The organism is Elongatibacter sediminis (genome assembly GCF_037892215.1).
GTDB classification, from domain to species: domain Bacteria; phylum Pseudomonadota; class Gammaproteobacteria; order Xanthomonadales; family SZUA-36; genus Elongatibacter; species Elongatibacter sediminis.
Map to the genome: position 1 here is coordinate 23,230 of NZ_JAZHOG010000009.1, position 21,375 is coordinate 44,604.

Sequence of the window (21,375 nt, forward strand, 5' to 3'; positions counted from 1 at the left end):
CTGGGGAGGGCCGATCTCCTTCGATTCCAGTGCGGGTGAGAAAATTGACTCAGACCCCGGTCGTCCTCGGGAGAAAAGTTGGGGTGCTCAGGGGTCGAGGCCGGCGCGGCAGAGCATGTAGGGGCGCTGGCAGGGGGTCATGCAGGCCATCATGCGGCTGGACATTTTCATCATGGCCTTGTCGTCGCCCTGTTGCTTGAGCTGCTCGGCGCGTTCGTCGAAGGCAGCCAGTTCCTCGCAGGTGCATTCGCAAGGCGCGCCCGCATCCAGGGTTCCCCCGCTGCCGGCCGAACTGCTCGCGCCACCGGAACCGGCGCCGGCCGCCGCACCCGCATCACCCGGTCCGCCACCGCCCGCCCCGGTGTCGCCGCCCTCGCCGGGCTGGCCCCAGGCCCCCGACAGCACCATGGGCACCCGGCGGGCGTGGCGGGCGATCATCACTTCCATGCCGGGGGTGACGAGGTCGGCCGGTGCCGAGCCCGGATCGTAGCGCCAACCGAAGGGCAGTCGCAGTCGGGCCTGCACCCGGTCGACCACCGGAAAACGGCCGTCCGCCGGGGGCGGCATGGTCATCTTGCACAGTTCGGCGTCGATATCGATCCACAGGTGGTCGCGGTCGAAACGCACGATTTCGCCGACCACGCCATCGCGGTGCCGCTCGCACAGCATCGAGGCCACCATTTCCGCCGAACCCTTGCTCTGCGGGGCGGTCACCGACCCTTTGAACGGCCCGGTATAGCCGCGCGCCGGCGGCTCACCCATCCAGCTCACGCCGTATTGCCCCTCGCCGCCGGCCAGCGGAATGCCGAAGTTCAACAGCATCATGGCCGGCGTGGGCGACTCGGTGATGCCGTACTGGGCCTCGTCGGTGAATCCGGCCATCGGGTTGCCCATGCCCTTGAAGGCGCTGTAGGGCGGGTCGTAGGCGCGGCCGTCGCGGGACTCGGTATCGGCGATGCCCACCCGCACCACCAGCGGCGCATCATCGGGGAACGGGCGGGTGCGCCGGGCATCGACGGCGACGTTGCTGATGGCCATCAGGCGGCGGCCCCGGCCGGTGAACGGCACGTCGAATTCGTCCCAGCGCTTGGTGTAGGTGAGCGGTTGCGCGCCACTGCTGAGAAAGGGTTTTTCGTGGGTGCAGGTCCACAGGGGCTCGGCGTAATGGGGGCGCACCGCGTTGTAGCAGTTCATCTCCGCGCCATCCATGTCCTGGTGGATCAGGCCCAGGTTGACCTGGTCGATCAGACGCAGCGAGGCGTGTTCGGCCTCGATGTACAGCTCGAACGGGCCTTCGAAACCAGCCCAGCGGATGTCGAGACAGCTGGCCGAGAACCGCGCCAGGGTGAAGCGTACCTCGGTGGGGCCTGGATCGGTCGGCTGCAGCCACACGGTCTGGCATGAACCGAGAATCCGTTGTGCCCAGTACAGCCGCCACTCCGCTTCGGTGCCGGGGCGCTGCCGGTCTTCGGGCTGTCCGGTATCGGTGTCGAACTCGATTACCCGGCCCGGTCCAAAGCCCGGGATTTCATCGAACGAAAAGCGCGAACCGATCTGGCCGGCGAACTCGGCGACAAAATGCGGATAAAGGGTGTAGAGACCGTCCAATCGGGGATCCCAGCTGCGCAGGGCGCCATCGATCCACTCGGCCAGCGACGGCCAGTCGCCATGTGCCAGCGGCCGGCGCAGCAGGTGGTCGACGAAAGTGATGCCGTAGCGATCCAGCAGGTTGAACCAGAATGAACCGGCCGTGTAGGCCGCCAGCCGACGCTCATCGGCGGTGGCACGACTGAGGTCGAGGAAGGAACGGTCGTAGCGCCGCACGCCGACGACGCTCTCGTCGATGTAGCCGGTGGCGCCGTTGAACCGCACCAGTTCGGCGATCTCTTCGCCGGCGCTGTCCTGGTATTGAACGGTGCGGCTGTATTCGCGGTAGTACTTCGGCCAGCGGCGCTGCGCCAGCATCGCGGCGATGGCCTCGGCGGTGCCTTCGGTGACAGACTGGTAGTCGTTGGTGTTCGCCGCACAGCCATTCAGGGCGGTGTCGCTGGCGGGATAGCTGGCCTGGATGGCATGGAACAGTTCATGCGCCAGCACCTGGTAGAGATAGGCCTCCCGCGAGGACGTCAGAGGCACGAAGGAATCCGCCGATATGCCGAACCAGTTGCCGGTGGCGATGCCGACGTCGCCACAGTTCGTCACGCTGTGATACACGCCCTCGTTGCCGTCCAGCGACGCTTCCCGGCTTTTGTCCACCAACTGCACCCGGTAGAACTCATTGCCCGCGTCGTCGCGGTAAACCGGCAGGTTGGGGGGTTCGTAAGCTTCCGCCTGCAGGGCTTCGGCGATCTCCGCCAGGTAGTTCTCGAACACCATCGCCAGCGCGTCGTAGGCCCGCTGGCGGTTGCCGAACACGTCCAGCGGATCGTCATCCGCACCGGCCGGCGGCATGGTGCTGCGGCCACGGTCGGAGCGCACCGGTGCCTGCGGATGGGGGGTGTCGGTGCCGGCCCGGGGCGGAGCGAAGTCGACCTGGAAGCGGGTGGTTGGCCAGGCTGCCCAGGCGTCGGCCGCGAACACGAGCAGGGCCGCGAACAGGGCTGCGAGCCGGCATGAAAATGTCAGTGGCCGGGACGGGCGCATGGCGCAGAACCCTGGGTGTTCGAAGCAACGGGTGTGATGGCGTGGGCGTTCGTTCTGGTTCAATTCATCCATCCTGGATTCACAGGCCCGGAACCGGCCGGGCGGGCGATTCGACTTCACAAACCATAGCGCTTTTCTTAAGCTGCCGTCATGAACCCGTCAACGTTCGATCACGCTTCTCACCCACAACCCGCTCCCTCATCCGGCCCGGCGTCCGCGCTGACACCCGCCCAAACAGCGGCCGAACGAAGCACCCGGACCCGCTCCGGACGCATTCTGTCGGCCTTGATGGCCTGCCTGACGCCGGCCATCGCCGCTGCCAGCGCGGGACTGCACATACCGCCCGACACCAACAGCCGGGTGCTGCTGCTCAATGCCCGCCCGGCCGGCGACACGACCCGGGTGCTGTACGCGACCTATCCCGATCGCGGTGACGCGCGTTTCGGCGAGCGCTGCGCGGTCGCCGCCCACGTGGCGACGGTTCCGCCGGCGCTGGAGCCGGTTGCCGCGGAAACGGTGAGCACGAACCTGTGCGACATGCTCGGCCTGAGCGGCACGCTGCTGGCCAACGGCGAGGCGGTGCTGGTGAACGCCGACGGCATCGGCCGCTGGCGCGACGGGGGGTCACCGGAATGGCTGAATTTCTCCGCGCTTCCGGCATTGCGCGGCGTGGAGGTGGATCCCGCCAACGCCGGGCACCGGATCGACATTAACCGGAACGGCGAACTGCTCGTGGCCTGGGTGGATTATTCCGGCGCGGGCGGCCGCGATGCCGATACCACGGTGCGCGCGGTGCGCACGGCTTCGGTGGCCGGCCTGCCCGGCCCGGAATCGTGGCGCGCCGAGTCGAGCCAGCCCGGCATCCGGCTCAGCCTGCTGGGCGCCTGGATCGGGGAGGCGGGTGGCGCGCTGACCCACATCAACCAGGCCCCCAACGACGGCAGCAGTATCGCGCTCAATGAGGCCCTGGTACCGTTCGACGCCGGTGGCCAGGCCGGCGAACCCATCGTGATCGCGGCCGACCGGCAGCCCACCCTGGAGCAGCAGACGGCGGTCGGGGGCGACCTGCAGAAACTGCAGGCGCTGCTCAAGGATTCCTATTCGGAATCCATCCGCCAACTCACCACCCGGGCCCGGGCCGGCGGCGGCTTCGACGTGTTGTTCGATCGCAGCAGCGGCAAGGATTCGCACGAAGGGCATTTTCTGCTGCGTATCGGGCCCGACGGAGCGGTGACCGCCGAGCACAACCTGACGGCCGCCATCGTTCCGCACGGCCTCGACGACTGGAAGGATTTCCGCATCGATCGCGACGCACTGATCCTGCTGTCACGCGTTTCGGCCACCCAGGCCGGCATCACGGGCCGGCGCAGCCAGTATCCGCAGAACGTGGTGAGCTGGATACCGCTGGCGGGGGGTGCGCCGGTCAGCCGCCTGCTGCCGCTGAATCGGCAGTACCTGCAGGCCGTCATGGCCGCCCGCGACGAAGAACTGCAGAACCTGGCTGACCGTCCGGGCGGCCCGCCGCTGGCGCTGAGCGTACTGAACGGGCAGCCGCTGGCGATTTCGGAAACCTATCGGTCGCGGCGGTTCGCGCTGCAGTTCGACACGGCTGCGGACGACCTGCCGCAATACACCGAAGCGTACGACGACTTGCAGGCCAAACAGGCCAAAGCGCAGGCGCGAGCGGCACGCAAGGCCGACCGTGAGGCGCGCTCGGAGGCCATGAACGCCAAACTGGCGGAAGCCTCGGGCATGTCCCCGGAAGAGTTCGCGCAGCTCAGCAATCGGGAGCGCAAGGAACAAATGCTGCGGCACGGCGACATGGACGCCATCATGGCCGCCGCGATGGAGCAGATGGCCGCGGTGCAGCAGGCCATGGGGGCCAACGGCCAGGCGGCAGCCGGCATGTCGCCGGAAGCCGCTGCCGCGATGCAGCAGGCCATGGCGGCGATGGCGCAGGGGATGGCTCCCGGCATGGCCGGAAATGCCGCCGCATCCGGAAATGCCGTGGCGGGCACCGCCACCGCGACGCCCGGTGCGAACACGGCCGGCACGGCGGCAGCCGACGAAAACCGGCTCGAGGTGGGCGCCAATGGCCGGGCGTTCATCGAATACGACAGCCCGGATGGCCAGCCGCTCACCCTGCTGATCGAGGATCGCAACGACAACCGCGAGTTGCTGCGGCGGCTTTATGCCGACGGTTCCATTTATGAGAACATCGACTTCAATACGTTTGGCGTGCCGCTGGAGCGCATCGCCGTAAAATACGTCGACGCCTCGGGCGCCACGTTGCGGGATCTCACACCGCACCGCGCCGGGCGCTGAAGCGCGCGGCCGTCAGCGCGTCGTCATCGGACCATCTACGGACCATCCAGGAACCATCAACGGGGCGCTCCGGCCATCTTTTCGGCCCGCGTTCCCGGCCCAATCCAACTGATACACAAGGAGCAATTCCATGTGCCGCTGGCTCGCCTACTCCGGACCGCCCATCTACCTCGAAGAGCTGATCGTCAAACCCAGCCGCAGCCTGCTGGTACAGAGCCGGTTCGCGCGTGAGAATTACGTCTGGGACATCGAAGGCCTGCCGGACGGGGCGTTTCCGACCAATGGCGACGGGTTCGGCATCGGCTGGTATTCGGATCGTTCGCTGCCCGGCGTGTACCGCGATCTGCGCCCGGCCTGGTCGGACGAGAACCTGCTGAACCTGGCCGGCCACCTGCGCTCGCACCTGTTCATGGCGCACCTGCGCGCCGCGTATCACGGCATTGTGCAACGCACCAACAGTCACCCGTTCGCGTACCGCAACTGGCTGTTCCAGCACAACGGCGAGATCACCGATTTCGAGCTGATCAAACGCGAGCTGTGTCTGCGCATCCGGCCCGACCTGTTCCCATTGATCCGGGGCACCACCGACTCGGAAGTGGCGTTCTATCTGGCGGTATCGCGGGGCCTGGAAGACGACCCGAAAGGCGCCATCGAGGCCATGATCGGGGAAATTGAGGAGGTGCGGGTCGCGGCCGGCATCGCAGGCCCCTTGCGCTTTACCTGTGCGCTGACCGACGGCGAGCGGATCTACGCGCTGCGGTATTCATCCGACCAGCGCTCCAAGTCCCTGTACGTGAACCGGGGGCGGAGCGGAATGCGCGAACTCCTCGGCGGCGCCGCACCCGATCGCCCGGCACACATCGTACTGTCGGAACCGCTGGACGACTGCAGCGATCACTGGGAGCCCATCCCCGAATCCAGCTTCATCACCGTGTGCGACGGCGAACTCACCATCGAGAATTTCCAACCCTGAGGTCGCCGCACCACCAAACCCGTTCCGCCACGCCGTCATACCGGGCTCGACCCGATCTCCACCGGCCCACACGACCCCAAGCCCAAACCATCCCCGTCATACCGGGCTCGACCCACCACTCCGTCATGCCGGGCTTGACCCGGTACCCACTGGGCCACACGCCCCCAAGCCCAACCACCCCGTCATGCCGGGCTCGACCCGGTATCCACCCCGTCACACGGCCCCAAGCCCAACCACTCCGTCATACCGGGCTCGACCCGGTATCCACCCGACCACACGACCCAAGCCCAACCACCCCGTCATACCGGGCTCGACCCGGTATCCACAGGATCGCAAGAGAAAAGACTCGAACGCCGGATGGATCCCGGATCACGGCTACGCCGCGTCCGGGATGACGGCAAGGTGTGAGGCACCGCGTCCGGGATAACCGGGATGTAATACGACGCCTCGGGAAGCTCCGCAACGCCGTCATACCACGCTCGACCCGATCTCCACCGGCCCACACGACCCCAAGCCCAAACCATCCCCGTCATACCGGGCTCGACCCGGTATCCACCCGGCCACACGCCCCCAAGCCCAACCACCCCGTCATGCCGGGCTCGACCCGGTATCCACCCGGCCACACGACCCAAGCCCAACCACTCCGTCATACCGGGCTCGACCCGGTATCCATGAGAACGCACTGCCACGAATTGCCGGGGTACCCTGGCCCTCCAGGTCAAACAGCATCGCGTGGAGCATGTGATGCGATCACGCCTAGCGGGTTGCTTGCCCCCGCGCCGAAGCAACGAGCCGATTACCTACAAGACTTTTCGCAAAATACCTCTGCCGACAAAAGCACCAGCCTGAAAAGATGCGCCAAGATGCGTCGGCCATACGTCTACATCCTGACCAATCACTGCCACGGAACCTTGTACGTGGGTGTTACTTCGCACCTCATTCGACGTATTCACCAGCACCGCTGCAGTGCCGTTCCCGGTTTTACTCAGCGATATGGTCTCAAACGCCTGGTCTGGTTTGAGCCGTGCGATCGGATGATCGATGCCATCGCATACGAAAAGCGTCTCAAGAACTGGAAGCGTTCCTGGAAGATCAAGTTGATCGAGTCCAAAAACCCGTGTTGGGACGATCTGTACGAACGGCTCGTATGAGCTGGACGCCGCGAGAAGTTCCCTAATCCCGTCATGCCGGGCTCGATCCACCACGCCGTCATACCGGGCTTGACCCACCACGCCGTCATACCGGGCTCGACCCGCCACTCCGTCATGCCGGGCTCGACCCACCACCCCGTCATGCCGGGCTTGACCCGGTATCCACGAGTTAACGCAGCGAATATTTCATGCGGCGGATGGATCCCGGATCGCGGTTGCACCGCGTCCGGGATGACGGGGGTCTGGTTAGACTCGGCGTGCGGGCGAACCGCCACGCCGTCACACCGGGTTCGGCCCACTACTTCGTCATACCGGGCTCGACCCACCACGCCGTCATACCGGGTTCGGCCCACCACCCAGTCATACCGGGCTCGACCCGCCACGCCGTCATACCGGGTTCGGCCCACCACGCCGTCATACCGGGCTTGACCCGGTATCCACGAGTTAACGCAGCGAATATTTCATGCGGCGGGTGGATCCCGGATCGCGGTTGCACCGCGTCCGGGATGACGGGGGTCTGGTTAGACTCGGCGTGCGGGCGAACCGCCACGCCGTCATACCGGGTTCGGCCCGCCACGCTGTCATGCCAGGTTGGGCCCACCACTCCTTCATACCGGGCTCGACTCACCACTCCGTCATGCCGGGCTTGACCCGGTACCCACTGAGCCACACGACCCCATGTCCAACCGCCCCGTCATACCGGGCTCGACCCGGTATCCACCCGGCCACACGCCCCCAAGCCCAACCACCCCGTCATGCCGGGCTCGACCCGGTATCCATGCCGTCCGGTATTGGAAGCCCGCCGACCGACGATGCCGTTCCCGAGACCCTACGACGCGGCCAGGGCTTCGGTCATGGCGCGGCGGCCTTCGTCGGCGGCGGGGCCCCAGTGCTGGGTGCCGTCGCGGTGCAGTTCGGAATGACCGAAGGCGATGCGGCCGTAGGGGCGGCGGGCGATCCGGGCCGGACCCGGGCCGCCGCCGGCGCCGCCGTAGAAGCCGGGGAAGGGTACCGAGAAGGCATGGCCCCAGCGGTTCAGGATGATGCCGGCGACATCGCGTTCGGGCCGGAAGCCCGCGTCCGCGAACAGCCGGTTCATCTGGCTGATGATGCGGCGCTCGTAGTCAGCGTAGGAGGTGGCCAGCAGTTCGGCCCGGCCACGGGCGAGTTGTTCGTCGAGCGGGCTTCCCGGGTAGAAGAACGGCGTGTAGAACGACAGCACCGTGGGCCGGTCGGGATGCAATGGCGGCCGATATTCACCCACGTGCATCGGCTGGCGGATGTTGCAGGTGATGCCGAACTCGTGCTCGCCGGAATTCCAGATCGCCGCGGAAATGCCCAGGCGCTCCAGAAAGCGCCAGTTGGTCAGCGCGACGTTGGCCACCAGGAAGGGCGCGTGGCGAAAGCGGGCCGTCGCCTCCTGATGCGCTTCGGGCAGATCCGCCACCACGTAACGATTGATCCAGGCGCCCGAGGCCATCACCACGGCCCGCGCACGCACCGCCCGCAGGCGGCCCTGCTGTGAATAGGTCACGGTCACGTGGTCGGCCTGATCAGGACTGCCCGCGTGAGCGACGTGCACGGCGGTGGAGTCGAGCCGGATGCGCACCGGCTGGCCCGGGCGGTCCAGCGCGTCGAGCCTGATACCGCCGGTGATGATGTCCTCGAAGCGTGCCGCGCCGGCGATCGCATCCGGAATCAGCGCCTTGAGAAAGTAACGCGCGAAACCGGAATTGCCGCCCGGAAACGAGGCGCGGCGGAGATCGGGGTCGGGGGTCTCGAAGAGGCCGGGCATGGGAAAAGTACGCGCGGCCCAGGCGGAGGTCACGTCGCTGCCCAGACCGCAGGCGGAGGCCAGGAACAGGCCGGCGTAGTCGGCGCCTTCCGGACCCAGCCCCAACTCGTTGATCAGAAAATCGCGGTAAGACATCGAGTCGAGAAAGCGCCGGGCCTGTTCCTCGTCCCCGAAGTCCCGCAAGCGGTCGCCGGCCGCATACCAGTCCATCAGCGCGGCGCGCTGCCGGGGGCTGAGCGGCGTGTCGGCCAGGCCATTGCGGAACATGTCGACCGCCCACTGCCCGCCGCCGTCTCCGTCCGCGAAGAAATGCCCGACGCTGGTGTTGTCCTGCAGGCCGCGGACCAGGTAACCGTAGTTGTCGCGGCAGAAGCGGATCGGTGCTTCGTCAGTGGCTTCACCGGGCGCTCTGTTCGACCCTTCATCCCGCGCCCATTCCGCCCAGTCGAAGCGGCGCGGAATGCCCAGCTCGCTGTAGTAGCGCGGGTCGCCCGACGCCTGCGACCAGTCGGGCGCTTCCGGCGGCACGAAGAAGCCGTTGGCGCCCTGCGGCGCGAGCAGGCGCTGGCCGTCGACCTCGAAGGCGTTTTCCTTGGCCTCGCCGCCGAAAATCGGGTGGTTGTCGAGGATCAGGCAGCGCTGGCCGTCGCCGCGCCGCTTGGTGAATTCCAGCGCCGCGCCCAGGCCCGCCATGCCGGCGCCGACGATCACCACATCGTAGTCCTCGTCGGCGTTTACGCTGGCCAGGCGGTCTGCGAACGCACCATCGCGCACCCCGTGCGCGGCCCGTACCACGCCGGGCGAATTGCCGTGCGACAGGCGGTAATCCCCCACCCCGCCGTAGCCGTACCAGCTCTCGTCGGGCCAGGCGGCGGTAGCCGCCAGCCCCGGCGCCGGACGTCCCAGCAGCGCGGCGCCCACGCCCGCCGCGACGCCGTTGACGAAATCGCGGCGGGTGATTTTGAGCGTCCGCTTCGGTCCGTGGGGGTGGGTCACGATTCAGGCTCCGGGTTGGGCGGAGCCGGGTTCGGCTGTTGGGTATCGCGCCGGTCGAGGTCCGTGTGTTGGGTTTCCTGCTGTTCGGGTTCCGGCTCGGCCGATGAAGCTGACAGGTTTTCGGTGACCCTGTCCGGCCCGGGAGCTGCCGCGGAATCCAGGGCTTCCTGGGCTTTCGGATCGGGGGTCTCGCCAATGCCTTCTCCGGACGCCCGTTCGGGCATGACCCGGTCGGCCAGCAGGATGGCAACGACGGCCGCCAGCGCCGCCATGATCAGGCGGTCGAGCCGGCGGTGGGCGCGCGGCGGGGCGGCGGATGATTGCCCGAACGGGGGCTCGCGCCGAACGCCTTCCGAGGTGAAGGCAAACAGCCAGGAGAGGATCAGCGCCAGTGGCAGACCGGCCACGGCGACGAACCGGAGCACGTCCAGCAGACGCGGCGGCCCGGCGACGATCTGCAGCGCGAAATCCATGCCCTGCAGCGCGAGCCACGCCACCAACGCGTAGGCCAGGCCTACGCGGAGGACATTGCGGCGGATGAGTTCGCGGAAAAAACTCACGAAATTGCGTCCCCGATTTCACGCCGGCCGACGGCCGGCCTGACGGAGATTATGACACGCGGACCCGGCACTTGAAGCTCACGGCCACAGGTTCATTTTCTTCAGCATGGCCTGGAAGCGGGGCTCGTCGCGCAGCGGGTCGTAGATCACCATCCGGTTCATGTGGGTGGCATAGGGATCGCCCGCATTAAAACCGCGCTCCAGGCTGTCCAGCGCGGCCGCCTCATCGCCCAGCATCATCAGGAAGACGGCGCGATCCTGAGCCCCATCCTGCATATCCTCGCGAGCCAGTATCGCCTGCACGGTTTGCGGCCGCAGAGCCGGATTTTCCATCGCATCAATAAATCGCAGCGAGGGTTCGGCATCCAAGTTGAGCAGCTGGCCCCACTCGCGCGCATAGCCGCGTGCGGCCTCGAAATTTCCGAGTTTCGTTTCAATTAAAACCAGGTTGCCCGGCATGGACGCCATTTCAGGCGCCATGGGTCGGGCGATAGCATATTGGGCACGCGCTTCGTCGTAGCGGCCAGCACCGAGCAGAATCCACGCCTTGACGTGGGCGATGATCGCCGAAAGCGGGTCGACCCGCGCGGCCTGATCGAGCGCCTCGATCGCTTCGTCGGTGCGCAGCAGCACCGCCAGCAACTCGCCATACCACTGGTGGGCAGTGGCATAGGTCGGCTCGAGTTCGAGCGCGCGGCGGTAGTCGGCCAGGGCGCCTTCGATGTCGTACTCGTACATCGCCTTGATATAGGCCCGGGCGGTCAGGGCACGGGCCGAGTCCGGATCGAGTTGCAGCGCCCGCTCCGCCGCGTCTCGTCCCAGTGGCACATACTCGGCAATCGATCCGGCGTTGTATTCCGGGATCAGCGCAAAGGTGTCGGCCAGGGCCGCCCAGGCACGTTCGAAGGTCGGATCCATCTCGACCGCTTCGCGCAAAGGCGCCACGGCCGCCAACAGGGATTTAGGCGAGCGGTCGTTCCACAGGTGACGGCCCAGCAGGAACTTGTTGTAGGCCTCCACATTCTCGGTCGGCGTGCTGTCGAGAGCCTTCTGCCCGGACCCGCCCAGGGTGACTTCGAGCGCGCCGACGATGGCTCGTGCGATCTCGTCCTGCACCTCGAAAATATCGTCCAGTTCGCGGGTATAGGTATCCGACCACAGGTGCGTGTCGGTGTTGACGTCGATCAGCTGCGCCGTTACGCGCACGCGGTTGCCGGACTTGCGCACGCTGCCTTCCAGCACGTGGTCGACGTTCAACTCGCGGCCAATCTCGGCCACTTTTTTGCCGCTGTCCTTGAACGTGAACGACGAGGTACGTGAAGGCACGCGCAAACCCTCGAAGCGCACCAGTACATTGAGCAACTCTTCGGAAATGCCGTCGGAAAAATACTCCTGATCCGGATCAGATGACATATTCACGAACGGCAGCACCGCGACCGAGCGCTCGTGGCCGGATGAGGATGCCGGCGTTTCGGGTTCACGGTCCGAAACCGTCGGATCATTGTCCAGGGGTGACGGGGTCGCGAGGGCCGCACTCGGTGCCGGTGCAGGTGTGGGTTCGGGTTCGGGGTCACCGCTTACGAACCGCTCGGCCAGCAAGACGACCACAGCCAGGCCCAGCGCGAGAATGATCAGCCGATCGAGCTTGTGGCCAGTCTGCGGTGTGATGGACTGAGTGCGGTCGATTTGCGACTCGCGCTTGACGCCTTCCGGGGTCAGTTCGAACAACCAGGAGAAAATCAGGGTGATGGGCAAGCCGACCGCGGCCGCCAGCACGAAAACCTGCAGAATCCAGCCGGGCGCGTCGATCACCTCGAGGGTGAAGTCCACGCCCTGCAGCAGCAACCAGGCGACCAGCAGATAAGCCACGCCCATGCGAACGACATTGCGGCGTTTGAGTTCGGTGATAAACCCCATTAATTGAATCCCTGCTGCCTGACCCGCGCGGCTGCGCATCCGCCCGGCCTCCTTAAGAGACAGTGCCGGAATCCCGGAGCGCGGACTGGTGGCTACGCTTACACCTGGCGCGGCACTACCGAAACTCCGGATCGCGGGCTGGAAGCTATTCTTACACAATCCGCAGCACGGCCGCTGAATCCCCCCGCACCACCATCATGCCGGGCTTGACCCACACTACCGTCATGCCGGGCTTGCCCAACACCACCGTCATGCCGGGCTTGACCCACACCACCGTCATTCCGGGCTTGACCCACACCACCGTCATGCCGGGCTTGACCCGGCATCCATGGAGGATCGCACGGCAGTGAGTTTTGGCGCCGGGTGGATCCCGGATCGCGGCTGCGCCGCGTCCGGGATGACGGAGGTGAGGTGTACGGGATGACGGAGGTGGGGTGTACGGGATGACGGAGGTGGCGCGTCCGGGAGGACGGAGGTGAGGTGTACGGGATGACGGAGGTGGGGTGTACGGGATGACGGAGGTGGCGCGTCCGGGGGGACGGAGGTGGCGCGTCCGGGATGACGGAGGTGAGGTGTACGGGATGACGGAGGTGGCGCGTCCGGGATGACGGAGGTGGCGTGTACGGGATGACGGAGGTGGGGTGTACGGGCTGATGGGGAGGCCACGCCCCGGATGACGGAGAGACCACGCCCCGGGGTGACGGGGAGGCCACGGCCCGGATGACGGGGGTGGGGCGATTTCGGCTAGACTCGTATCATGCAGGCCGGGTATATCATTCTTGGTTTTGTCATTGGCGGCGTGGTCGCCGGCGGCGGTTCCTGGGTCATGCTGGGCGCCGTCGGCGGGGCCATCATCGGCGGTTTGCTGGGACGCCTGATCCAGGCTGAACGGCGCGTCGATGCATTGGAAAGCCGGCTGCAGGGCCTGGAATTCGAGCGGACGCGAGCGAGCGGCGTGCGGTCCGCCGCCGCGCCAGCGGCCCCGGTGGCCCACGGCCATCTTCCCGGCTCGGACGAACCACCCGGGCCCGGCCTCGAGCACGGCCCGGATCGGGATCCGGAAGCCTTGCGGCGCCGCGGGGCGGATCAAAGTGCCGAAGTAGCGGGGGGCTACGGCCCGAAGCAAGGGCCGGGGGCGTCGACAGCGGATGCTCCGATCGCCGATGAGGCCGGCACGGACGAGGCCTGGCCACCCGGGCACACTCAGCCAGGGCATCGGGCTCCCGGCCGGAGTCGACCCCCAACCCGCGAGGCATCCCCCACACGATCTTCGGGCCCCGGCGCGCTCACGGAAGACTCGACCGCCGTGGCCGGCGCGGGTGTGTCTGCGCACCGGGCCGCGGCCCATGGCGCGCCCGCGAGCCGCGCAGCGGACAGCCCATCATCGGGCCGGCCGCCGTCGCGACCCTCGCTGCTGGAAACCGGCCTGAAACGCGCCGCCCACTGGTTCACCACGGGCAACGTGCCGGTCAAGGTGGGTGTGATTCTGTCCTTCATCGGCGTGTCGTTCCTGCTCAAGTACGCCATCGACCGGCAGATGCTGAGCGTGCCGATCGAATTCCGCCTGCTGGGCGTGGCGGCGGGCGCGGTGGTGATGCTGGTGGTGGGCTGGCGGCTGCGCACCCGGATGGCGGTGTACGCGCTCAGCCTGCAGGGCGGCGGCGCGGGCATTCTGTTCCTGACGATATTCGCGGCGTTTCGCATCTGGGGACTGCTGCCAGCCCCCCTGGCCTTCGCATTGCTGGTCGTGCTGGCGGCCGGCACCGGCGCGCTGGCCGTGCTGCAGTCCTCGCGCACCCTGATCGTGCTCGGCGCCACCGGCGGCTTCCTCGCCCCGGTGCTGGCATCCACCGGGCAGGGCAGCCACGTGGCGCTGTTCAGCTACTACCTGGTGCTCAATGCCACCATCCTGGGCGTGGCCTGGTTCCGCGCCTGGCGCGGGCTGAACCTGCTGGGCTTTTTCTTTACCTTCGTCATCGGCAGCCTGTGGGGCTACCGCTACTACCGGCCCGACCTGTTCGCCAGCACCGAGCCGTTCCTGGTGCTGTACTTCCTGTTCTACAACGCCATCGCGCTGCTGTACGCGGTACGGCGGGCGCCCAGCCGCGTGGGCGTGGTCGACGGCACCCTGGTATTCGGCACCCCGGTCATCGCCTTCGGGCTGCAGGCGGCCCTGATGCGGGGCAGCGAGTACGGGCTGGCGATCAGCGCGGCGGTGCTGGCGCTGTTCTACATCGCCGTGGCGGTGGTGCTGTTCCGGCGGGTGGCCGAGCCGCAGCGCGGCTACCTGCGCACCCTCACCGAGTCCTTCATCGCGCTGGCCGTGGCGTTTGCCACCCTGGCCATTCCGCTGGCGCTGGATGCGCGCTGGACCTCGGCGGCCTGGGCGCTGGAGGGCGCGGCGCTGGTGTGGGTGGGTACCCGGCAGGGCCGCCACCTGGCCGCGCTGGCCGGCGCGACGCTGATGTTCTTCAGCGGCATCGCCTTCTTCGAACACGGCTGGCGTTACCGCGAGGGCTGGCCGGTGCTGAACGCCAACGTGATCGGCGGCGTCCTGATCGCACTCAGCAGCCTGTTCGCGGCGCGGCGTCTGGAAGCGCTGAAACTGCCACTGGCGGAACGCATCCCGATTCTGCGCCACCTGTACCCACTGCTCGCCATCGCGCTTTTCGGGTGGGGCGCGCTGTGGTGGCTGGGCACCGGCGCCGCGGAGATCGGTGAGCGGGCCCGCAGCAGCCGCGAGCCACACCTGCTGCTGCTTTTCTTTGCCGCCAGCGCCTGGGCCACAGCCTGGATCGGGCAACGGCTGGACTGGTCCAAGGCCCGCCGCTTGAGCGTGCTCTACCTGCCCGGCCTGCTGCTGATGGCCCTGCTGTACCAGGTCTCGCGGCCACACCATTTTCTGCACGGTTTCGGCTGGCTGGCCTGGCCGGCGGCCTTTGCGGTGCAAGCCTGGGTGCTGGTCCGGCTGGATGCCGCCGGTTCCCGCATCGCCGGCGCCTGGCACGCGGGCAGCGTGCTGCTGGCGACTGGTCTGCTGGGGCTGGAAGCCGCCTGGCAGACCGACCAGGCGCTGGCCGGTGACTGGGACGGCGCCGCCGCATCGGTGCTGCCGGGGCTGGTCGCCCTGCTCATCCTGCGCCTGCGGCATCGGCCGGCGTGGCCGGTGCCGGCTCATCCGATGACCTATCGCGGCACGGCCGGCGTGCTGGTCGCGGCCCAGGTCGTGTTCCTGGCCGGACTCAGCATCGATCAGCCCGGCGACCCGGCGCCGCTGGCTTACCTGCCGGTACTGAACCCGTTCGACCTGGCCCTGCTGTTCGCGGCACTGGTGACCTGGATCGCGGTCGGGTTCGCCCGACGGGAAAGCGATCGAATCACCGACGGGCCGCTCGCAGCCTGGATGCGGCCCTGGCAGGTGCTGCTGGGGCTGGGGTTCTTCGTGCTGACGACGGCGGCGCTGGTGCGCGGCGTGCATCATGTCGCGGAGGTACGCTGGGATGGTGACGCCTTGTTCCGATCGGAACGAGTGCAGACCGCGCTGTCGATTTACTGGGGCCTGCTGGGCTTTTGCGGCATGGTGGTCGGCGCGCGGCGGTCGTTGCGGCTGGTGTGGCTGGCCGGCGCCGGCTTCATGGCGCTGGTGGTGCTCAAGCTGTTCCTGATCGACCTCGGCAACTCGGGCACGGTCGAGCGCATCGTGTCCTTCATCGGCATCGGCGTGCTGCTGCTGGTGGTGGGCTACTTCGCCCCGGTGCCGCCACGCCGGCCCGACGGCGACGGGTCCGGGGAAACACCAGCGGACGAACCGCCGCCCGACCCCACCCCCCCGGAGGAGCGTTCCGCATGAACCGCCGTGAAAGCCCACTCGCACGACGATTTACCCACCTGCTCGCGGCCGCGACGGCCACCGCGGTAATCAGCGCGGCCTGGGCGCAGTCCCTGCCGGATCGCGAGGGTTATGCCTGGCGCTTCCCGATCGAAACCCGCTCTGAGACCGAGTACCACCGGGTCGTCCTCAGCCCGGAGGTCTATCGTTCGGTCACCGACACCGGCCTGCGCGATATCGGCGTGTACAACGCCGACGGCGAGGCGGTACCGCGCATCGTGCGCGCGCCCGACGCACCTCCCGACGCGCCGGACCGGTCGTTCGCACTGACCGCAGTGCCGCTGCACGGACCGCCGGCGGCGCAGCGCGAGCAACTCCGCCTGCTGATGCAGCAGGGTGAGGCCGGCACCACGCTGTCGCTGGACACCGCGACCGACGGTGAACGCCCCGGTTCCCAGGCGCCCCGCATCGCCGCCTGGATCGTCGATCTGCGGGAAGTGGAAGAATCTTTCGACGGACTGCGCGTGGCCTGGAACGATGGGCTCGAAGGCTTCATCGGATCGCTGCGGGTGCAGACCGGCGACGACCTGCGGCAGTGGCGACGGCTGGGCCAGGGCACCCTGGCCGAACTGATCCACGAGGACACGCGTATCGTTCGCGACAAAGTCACCTTGTCCGGCACCCCCGGCGACTTCCTGCGCCTGACCGGCGCGGATCTGCCGACCGGCTGGACCCTGACCGGGCTGGAAGCGCTGCAGTCCAGCGGCCCGGCCGAGGTCGAACGCGACACCGTGAGCGTAGCGCCCGTCGCGGACTACGAGGACGGGCGCGGCTGGGTCTACGATACCGGTGGCGCGCCGCCGGTCGACCGAATTGCCCTGGACCTGCCGGATGGAAACGTGGTGATCCGGGCACGCATTGATTTTCGGGTGGACGAAGACAGCCCGTGGCGCACCGCGACCGAGGACGTGTTCTACCGGGTACGCCGCGACGGCCTGAGCGTGGCCTCGGAGCCGGTCGCGATTCGGCCGACGCGCACGGCGCACTGGCGCGTGGTGGTGGCGTCCGGCACGGTCTCCGCACCGGTGGGGCTGACGCTCGCATGGCGCCCGGAATCGCTGTGGTTCCTGGCCCAGGGCCAGGGCCCCTACGAACTGGTCGCCGGCCGCGGCCGCGCACACGACGAGGACTTCCCGCAACTACGGCTGCTGGGCGACCGCGCCTTGTTCAGCACCCTGGAGCACGCCGGCCCGCCCGGCACGGCCAGCCTGGGGGCGCGGGCTTCGCTGGCCGGTCCGCAAGCCCTGGCTCCGGATCCACGCCCGCACTGGCGCACCGTGCTGGTCTGGGCCGGACTGATCGGCGCCGTGCTGCTGGTAGCCTGGCTGGTGCTGTCGCTGATGCGCGAGATGAGCGCTGGCGGGGATCAGTCGGAGAGGTAGTACTCCACCGTGGAGACCACCCGTACTTTCTTGATGTGCGGGTTATTCGTGTCGCGCGGCTCGATCGAGAACTGGCCTTGCGACGCGGTGCGGATTTTGCCCAGGCGGCTGCGCGAATCCTCGGCGAACTTTTCGCCGATCTCGCGGGCCGCGGTGGTCGCTTCCTCGATCATTTCGGGTTTCACCTCGTTCAGGCGGGTGAACAGATATTCGACACGACTGCCATACATGTCCGAACCGATCACGATGCCGCGCTTGCCCAGTTCCACCAGCCCGCTCATCGCGGCGCGCACGGTCGCGACATCTTCGGAGTAGACCGTGACCGTCTGGTTGGCGACGTAGCGCAATTCGGCCTGGCTTTCGCTCCAGTTCTGTGCCGACTTGTCGGTGATCGACGGAGCAGAAACGGTGATGGCCGCGTCATCGATGCCGCGCGAGTGCAGGTAATCGCGAATGTGGCCGGCACTGGTTTCGAGCTGGCCGTAGACCGAGCCGAGATCGTTGCCGGCCTCGGTGAAGGCGATGGGCCAGATGACGATGTCCGCCGGGTACTCGCGTTCCGACAGTCCCTTGACGGTGACAGTGCGTTCATACGCCTTGAAGCGGAGAGCCGCGTCGCCAAGCTGCCAGCCGAGCGCGGCCAGGCCGAGCAGGATGAAGAAACCCAGAGCCAGGGCCGGAGCGGTTTTACCGGTATTCATGGAATGCACTCTCGAGGATTCGTGGAATGATGGCTATCAGACCACGGTGGCTGGATTTTGGTTCTCGCCGTCGGCTCAGGGCACGCAGGTCAAGCCCATCAGGTTGCTCAGGCGCACCATGTTCAGCGTACCGCTGCCGAAGCCGGCGCTGGACTCATAATCCAACCGAACCTCGCCGCAACCGGTGAAGGTCAGGACCAGGCGGCCCCAATCCGCGCTCGTAACGTCGGCGGCATCGAAGGCCGGCCCCCAGTTGGTACCCGACGTGGTGAACAGGTCCTCGACGGTCAGGGTCGTGCCGTCGAAACTGCCGATGCCCTGGATCCACATCTGGTTACCGGAGCCGTCGTAGGTGAACCACTGCACCAGCGCACGGCCGTCCTCGAGCACCTGCAGGATGATGCCCTCGCCCTCGTGCGAGGGATCGAACCAGGATCCGGACAGGGTCTTGTTGACCGAGCCAGCCCCGGTTTCGCAGTCGACCAGCACGCTGAGTTGGCGGTAGTTATGCGACTCCAGCATCGCGTAATTGGTGATGCCTTCGGGGTAGATGAACAAACTGCCCTTCTCCTCGCTGGTGCGGCAGGTGGGCAGGTGGAAAGCGAGTGAGCCGAAGTCCTCGAGCACCACGTCGTCCGGATCGAAGCCGGCACCGAAAGTCGCACCGGTCGGGCGCAGCAACTCGTGGATGATAATGCCCTCGCCGACCTGTTCGCCGACGCCGATCATCCAGGCCTGACCGGAGCCGGTGCGCGGGTAGGAGAACATGTAGACCACCGCCCGTCCGTTGTCGAGCAGTTCCACGAATATGCCTTCGCCGGCACGGTCCGGATCGAAGAACGCCGCGCTCTGGGCCGGCAGCAGGATCTGGTCGGCTTCCAGTTCGTTGATCGGTCCGGTGCTCACCTCCATCCGCGACACTCTCATGCTGCCCAGATGGGTCTGTGGTTTGCCGCCACTGGCCTGCGTCGAGCTCGGTGCGTCCTGCGGCACGATTTCCAGCAGGTTGGAACCGGGCGCGAGCCAGGTGAACGGTATCGGCAGTTGCACCAGGCCGGTCGTGTCGCCCCCGGGAAAAGGAAGACTCCAGCCGTTGAGCATGAAGTTCCAATTGGAACAACCATCACATTCGGTAAGGTGGAGGTCGAGGCTCGGTGTGGGCATTTCCGGTGTCGGCGAGAAGTAATTGCCGAACAGTCCTTCGAACCAGCCGTCCGGGACCTCGACCGTGAAGCTCTCAGGATCCTGGAACAAGTGGTTGGCGATGGTGCCGAACGCCTCATCCATGTCGAAGCTGCTGCCGCCGTGGTCGTCGATGTAGAGCACCAGCTGGGTGTTTTCGTCCAGCCGCTCGATGGCCGCTTGCAGGGCATCGAACAAATCCTGCTTCGAGCCGCCGTCAATCGCCTGGATGGTGTGCGGCGCCGAACCCCAGGTGTTCTCCAGCGCGGTTTTCATGTTGGCGATGTTGTTGTTGTGCCGGGGATTGGTCTGCAGCCCACCGAACACCACCGCTTCGTGCTTGGCGCCTTCCATGTTCCATTGGATCTTGTCGCCGCCATTGCCGGAAGCGACGTGGGGTGTTTCCAGCTTCAATCCATTCGGACCCGTCGCATCGTTCTGCCCGGTGGCCTGCAGATCCTGCAGCACGTTGTTGCCCGAACTGCCATTGCGGATCACGCCATTCGCGCTGTTCTTGTTGAGCGTGCTCAGACCGGCCAGGCCATCGGTCCAGGAGGAGCCCAGTTTTTCGTCCGGGAATTTGTTGACCAGCTTGTCGCTCCATCCCCTGGCTGTTTCTTCCGGCCCGCTTGCCGTGGCGCCCACCCAGGGGATGTCCTCGCACCCGACAGCCGAGCTGAATGCGCGTTCCATGTCATCGAGCAAGCCGCCCCCGTAGCAGGAGTTCACCATCAGCTTGACGTCCTTGACCTTGCCGCCGTTGACGAAAATCAGGTCACAGATGAACTCGACCAGTTCGTCGTCCCGAATGGGGCCGGTCGTGGTTGCAATCGTCGAATGATTGCCGACCTTCTGCGTGGGCGCCGCAACATCATCCGCGAGGGCGATGGCCGGCCATGAGAAAACGGTCAACAGGGCACACAGGTAAATTCTGAAACGGACGAAACGGTGACGTCCGGTACCGCATGGATTCCGGTGGTAACTCATGGCAGATCTCCCTCTCGCCCGGCCAGACCCTGCCATCACGGCACGGCGCATTGTGGACGCTTACGGATACTGAACCGTTCAAACCGTACTACGCCGAAGCGGGCTTGGCAAAAAACCCGGACGAAGCGGGAGCGCGGTGGAAATGCGATGGTCGAGCTGCGGGAGTGCGGTAGGGTGGAAAGGGGGATCGGCGTGCTGCGGGAGTGCGGTAGGAGTGCTGCGGGAATTAAGTGGAAAGGGGGATCGGTGTGCTGCGGGAGAGTGGAGGGGGGACGGTGGTCATCGGAAACGGGTCAGTCCCTGGTCCCGTCATGCCGGGCTTGACCCGGCATCCATTGAATCTCGCACGGCAGTAACTTTTGGCGCCGGGTGGATCCCGGATCGCGGTTGCACCGCGTCCGGGATGACGGCCTTGAGACAGAGCACCGTCCGGGATGACGGCCCTGGGGTAGAGCCGTGTCCGGGGTGACGGCCCTGGGGTAGAGCCCTGTCCGGAATGACAGTGCGGGAGAGCTGTGTCCGGGATGACGGTACGAGAGGGCGGTGGAAGGACGTCGGTGATCGGAAACGGGTCAGTCCCTGGTCCCGTCATGCCGGGCTTGACCCGGCATCCATTGAATCTCGCACGGCAGTCACTTTTGGCGCCGGGTGGATCCCGGATCGCGGTTGCACCGCGTCCGGGATGACGGCCTTGAGATAGAGCACCGTCCGGGATGACGGCCCTGGGGTAGAGCCGTGTCCGGGGTGACGGCCCTGGGGTAGAGCCCTGTCCGGAATGACAGTGCGGGAGAGCTGTGTCCGGGATGACGGTACGAGAGGGCGGTGGAAGGACGTCGGTGATCGGAAACGGGTCAGTCCCTGGTCCCGTCATGCA

The 21,375-nt window shown here is 66.9% G+C and carries 12 protein-coding genes; 5 read left to right on the plus strand and 7 right to left on the minus strand.

Annotated features, from left to right (window positions below; translation table 11 throughout):
• Positions 1 to 87 precede the first annotated feature (87 nt).
• Positions 88 to 2,643: a hypothetical protein gene (locus tag V3330_RS13490; RefSeq protein ID WP_354695959.1), complete on the minus strand. Its 2,556-nt coding sequence runs from the start codon at positions 2,641 to 2,643 to the stop codon at positions 88 to 90.
• Positions 2,644 to 2,793: 150 nt separating this feature from the next.
• Here V3330_RS13490 and V3330_RS13495 point away from each other — a divergent pair, with 150 nt between their 5' ends.
• The 3 genes from V3330_RS13495 to V3330_RS13505 all read left to right on the plus strand — a co-directional run bounded on the left by V3330_RS13495 (position 2,794) and on the right by V3330_RS13505 (position 7,092).
• A complete protein-coding gene (locus V3330_RS13495; RefSeq protein ID WP_354695960.1) occupies positions 2,794 to 4,968 on the plus strand; it encodes a hypothetical protein in 2,175 nt (724 codons plus the stop codon).
• 130 nt (positions 4,969 to 5,098) lie between these two features.
• Positions 5,099 to 5,941 (plus strand): class II glutamine amidotransferase, encoded by an 843-nt coding sequence (locus tag V3330_RS13500; protein WP_354695961.1) that lies wholly within the window; start codon positions 5,099 to 5,101, stop codon positions 5,939 to 5,941.
• A gap of 863 nt (positions 5,942 to 6,804) precedes the next feature.
• A complete protein-coding gene (locus V3330_RS13505) occupies positions 6,805 to 7,092 on the plus strand; it encodes a GIY-YIG nuclease family protein (RefSeq protein ID WP_354695962.1) in 288 nt (95 codons plus the stop codon).
• Between the two features lie 829 nt (positions 7,093 to 7,921).
• Here the strand turns inward: V3330_RS13505 and V3330_RS13510 are convergent.
• The 4 genes from V3330_RS13510 to V3330_RS13525 form a co-directional block, all read right to left on the minus strand.
• Entirely contained in the window at positions 7,922 to 9,883 is a 1,962-nt protein-coding gene (locus V3330_RS13510; protein WP_354695963.1) for an NAD(P)-binding protein, read from the minus strand.
• Positions 9,880 to 10,443: a hypothetical protein gene (locus V3330_RS13515; RefSeq protein WP_354695964.1), complete on the minus strand. Its 564-nt coding sequence runs from the start codon at positions 10,441 to 10,443 to the stop codon at positions 9,880 to 9,882. The genes V3330_RS13510 and V3330_RS13515 overlap by 4 nt, the downstream gene beginning before the upstream one ends.
• Before the next feature lie 78 nt (positions 10,444 to 10,521).
• On the minus strand, positions 10,522 to 12,360 hold the full coding sequence (locus tag V3330_RS13520) for a tetratricopeptide repeat protein (RefSeq protein WP_354695965.1): 1,839 nt from the start codon (positions 12,358 to 12,360) through the stop codon (positions 10,522 to 10,524).
• Positions 12,361 to 12,511: 151 nt separating this feature from the next.
• Positions 12,512 to 12,661, minus strand: a complete 150-nt coding sequence (locus V3330_RS13525) for a hypothetical protein (protein ID WP_354695966.1) — start codon at positions 12,659 to 12,661, stop codon at positions 12,512 to 12,514.
• A 456-nt stretch (positions 12,662 to 13,117) separates the two neighbouring features.
• Here V3330_RS13525 and V3330_RS13530 point away from each other — a divergent pair, with 456 nt between their 5' ends.
• Positions 13,118 to 16,210, plus strand: coding sequence for a DUF2339 domain-containing protein (locus tag V3330_RS13530; protein WP_354695967.1), 3,093 nt, complete (start codon positions 13,118 to 13,120; stop codon positions 16,208 to 16,210).
• Positions 16,207 to 17,631, plus strand: a complete 1,425-nt coding sequence (locus tag V3330_RS13535; RefSeq protein WP_354695968.1) for a DUF3999 family protein — start codon at positions 16,207 to 16,209, stop codon at positions 17,629 to 17,631. The genes V3330_RS13530 and V3330_RS13535 overlap by 4 nt, the downstream gene beginning before the upstream one ends.
• Here the strand turns inward: V3330_RS13535 and V3330_RS13540 are convergent.
• On the minus strand, positions 17,616 to 18,332 hold the full coding sequence (locus V3330_RS13540; protein ID WP_354695969.1) for an SIMPL domain-containing protein: 717 nt from the start codon (positions 18,330 to 18,332) through the stop codon (positions 17,616 to 17,618). The two genes, V3330_RS13535 and V3330_RS13540, sit on opposite strands and share 16 nt — an antisense overlap.
• A gap of 75 nt (positions 18,333 to 18,407) precedes the next feature.
• Positions 18,408 to 20,501 carry a hypothetical protein gene (locus V3330_RS13545; protein WP_354695970.1) on the minus strand — a complete coding sequence of 698 codons (2,094 nt, stop codon included), beginning with the start codon at positions 20,499 to 20,501 and terminating at the stop codon, positions 18,408 to 18,410.
• Between the last annotated feature and the right edge of the window lie 874 nt (positions 20,502 to 21,375).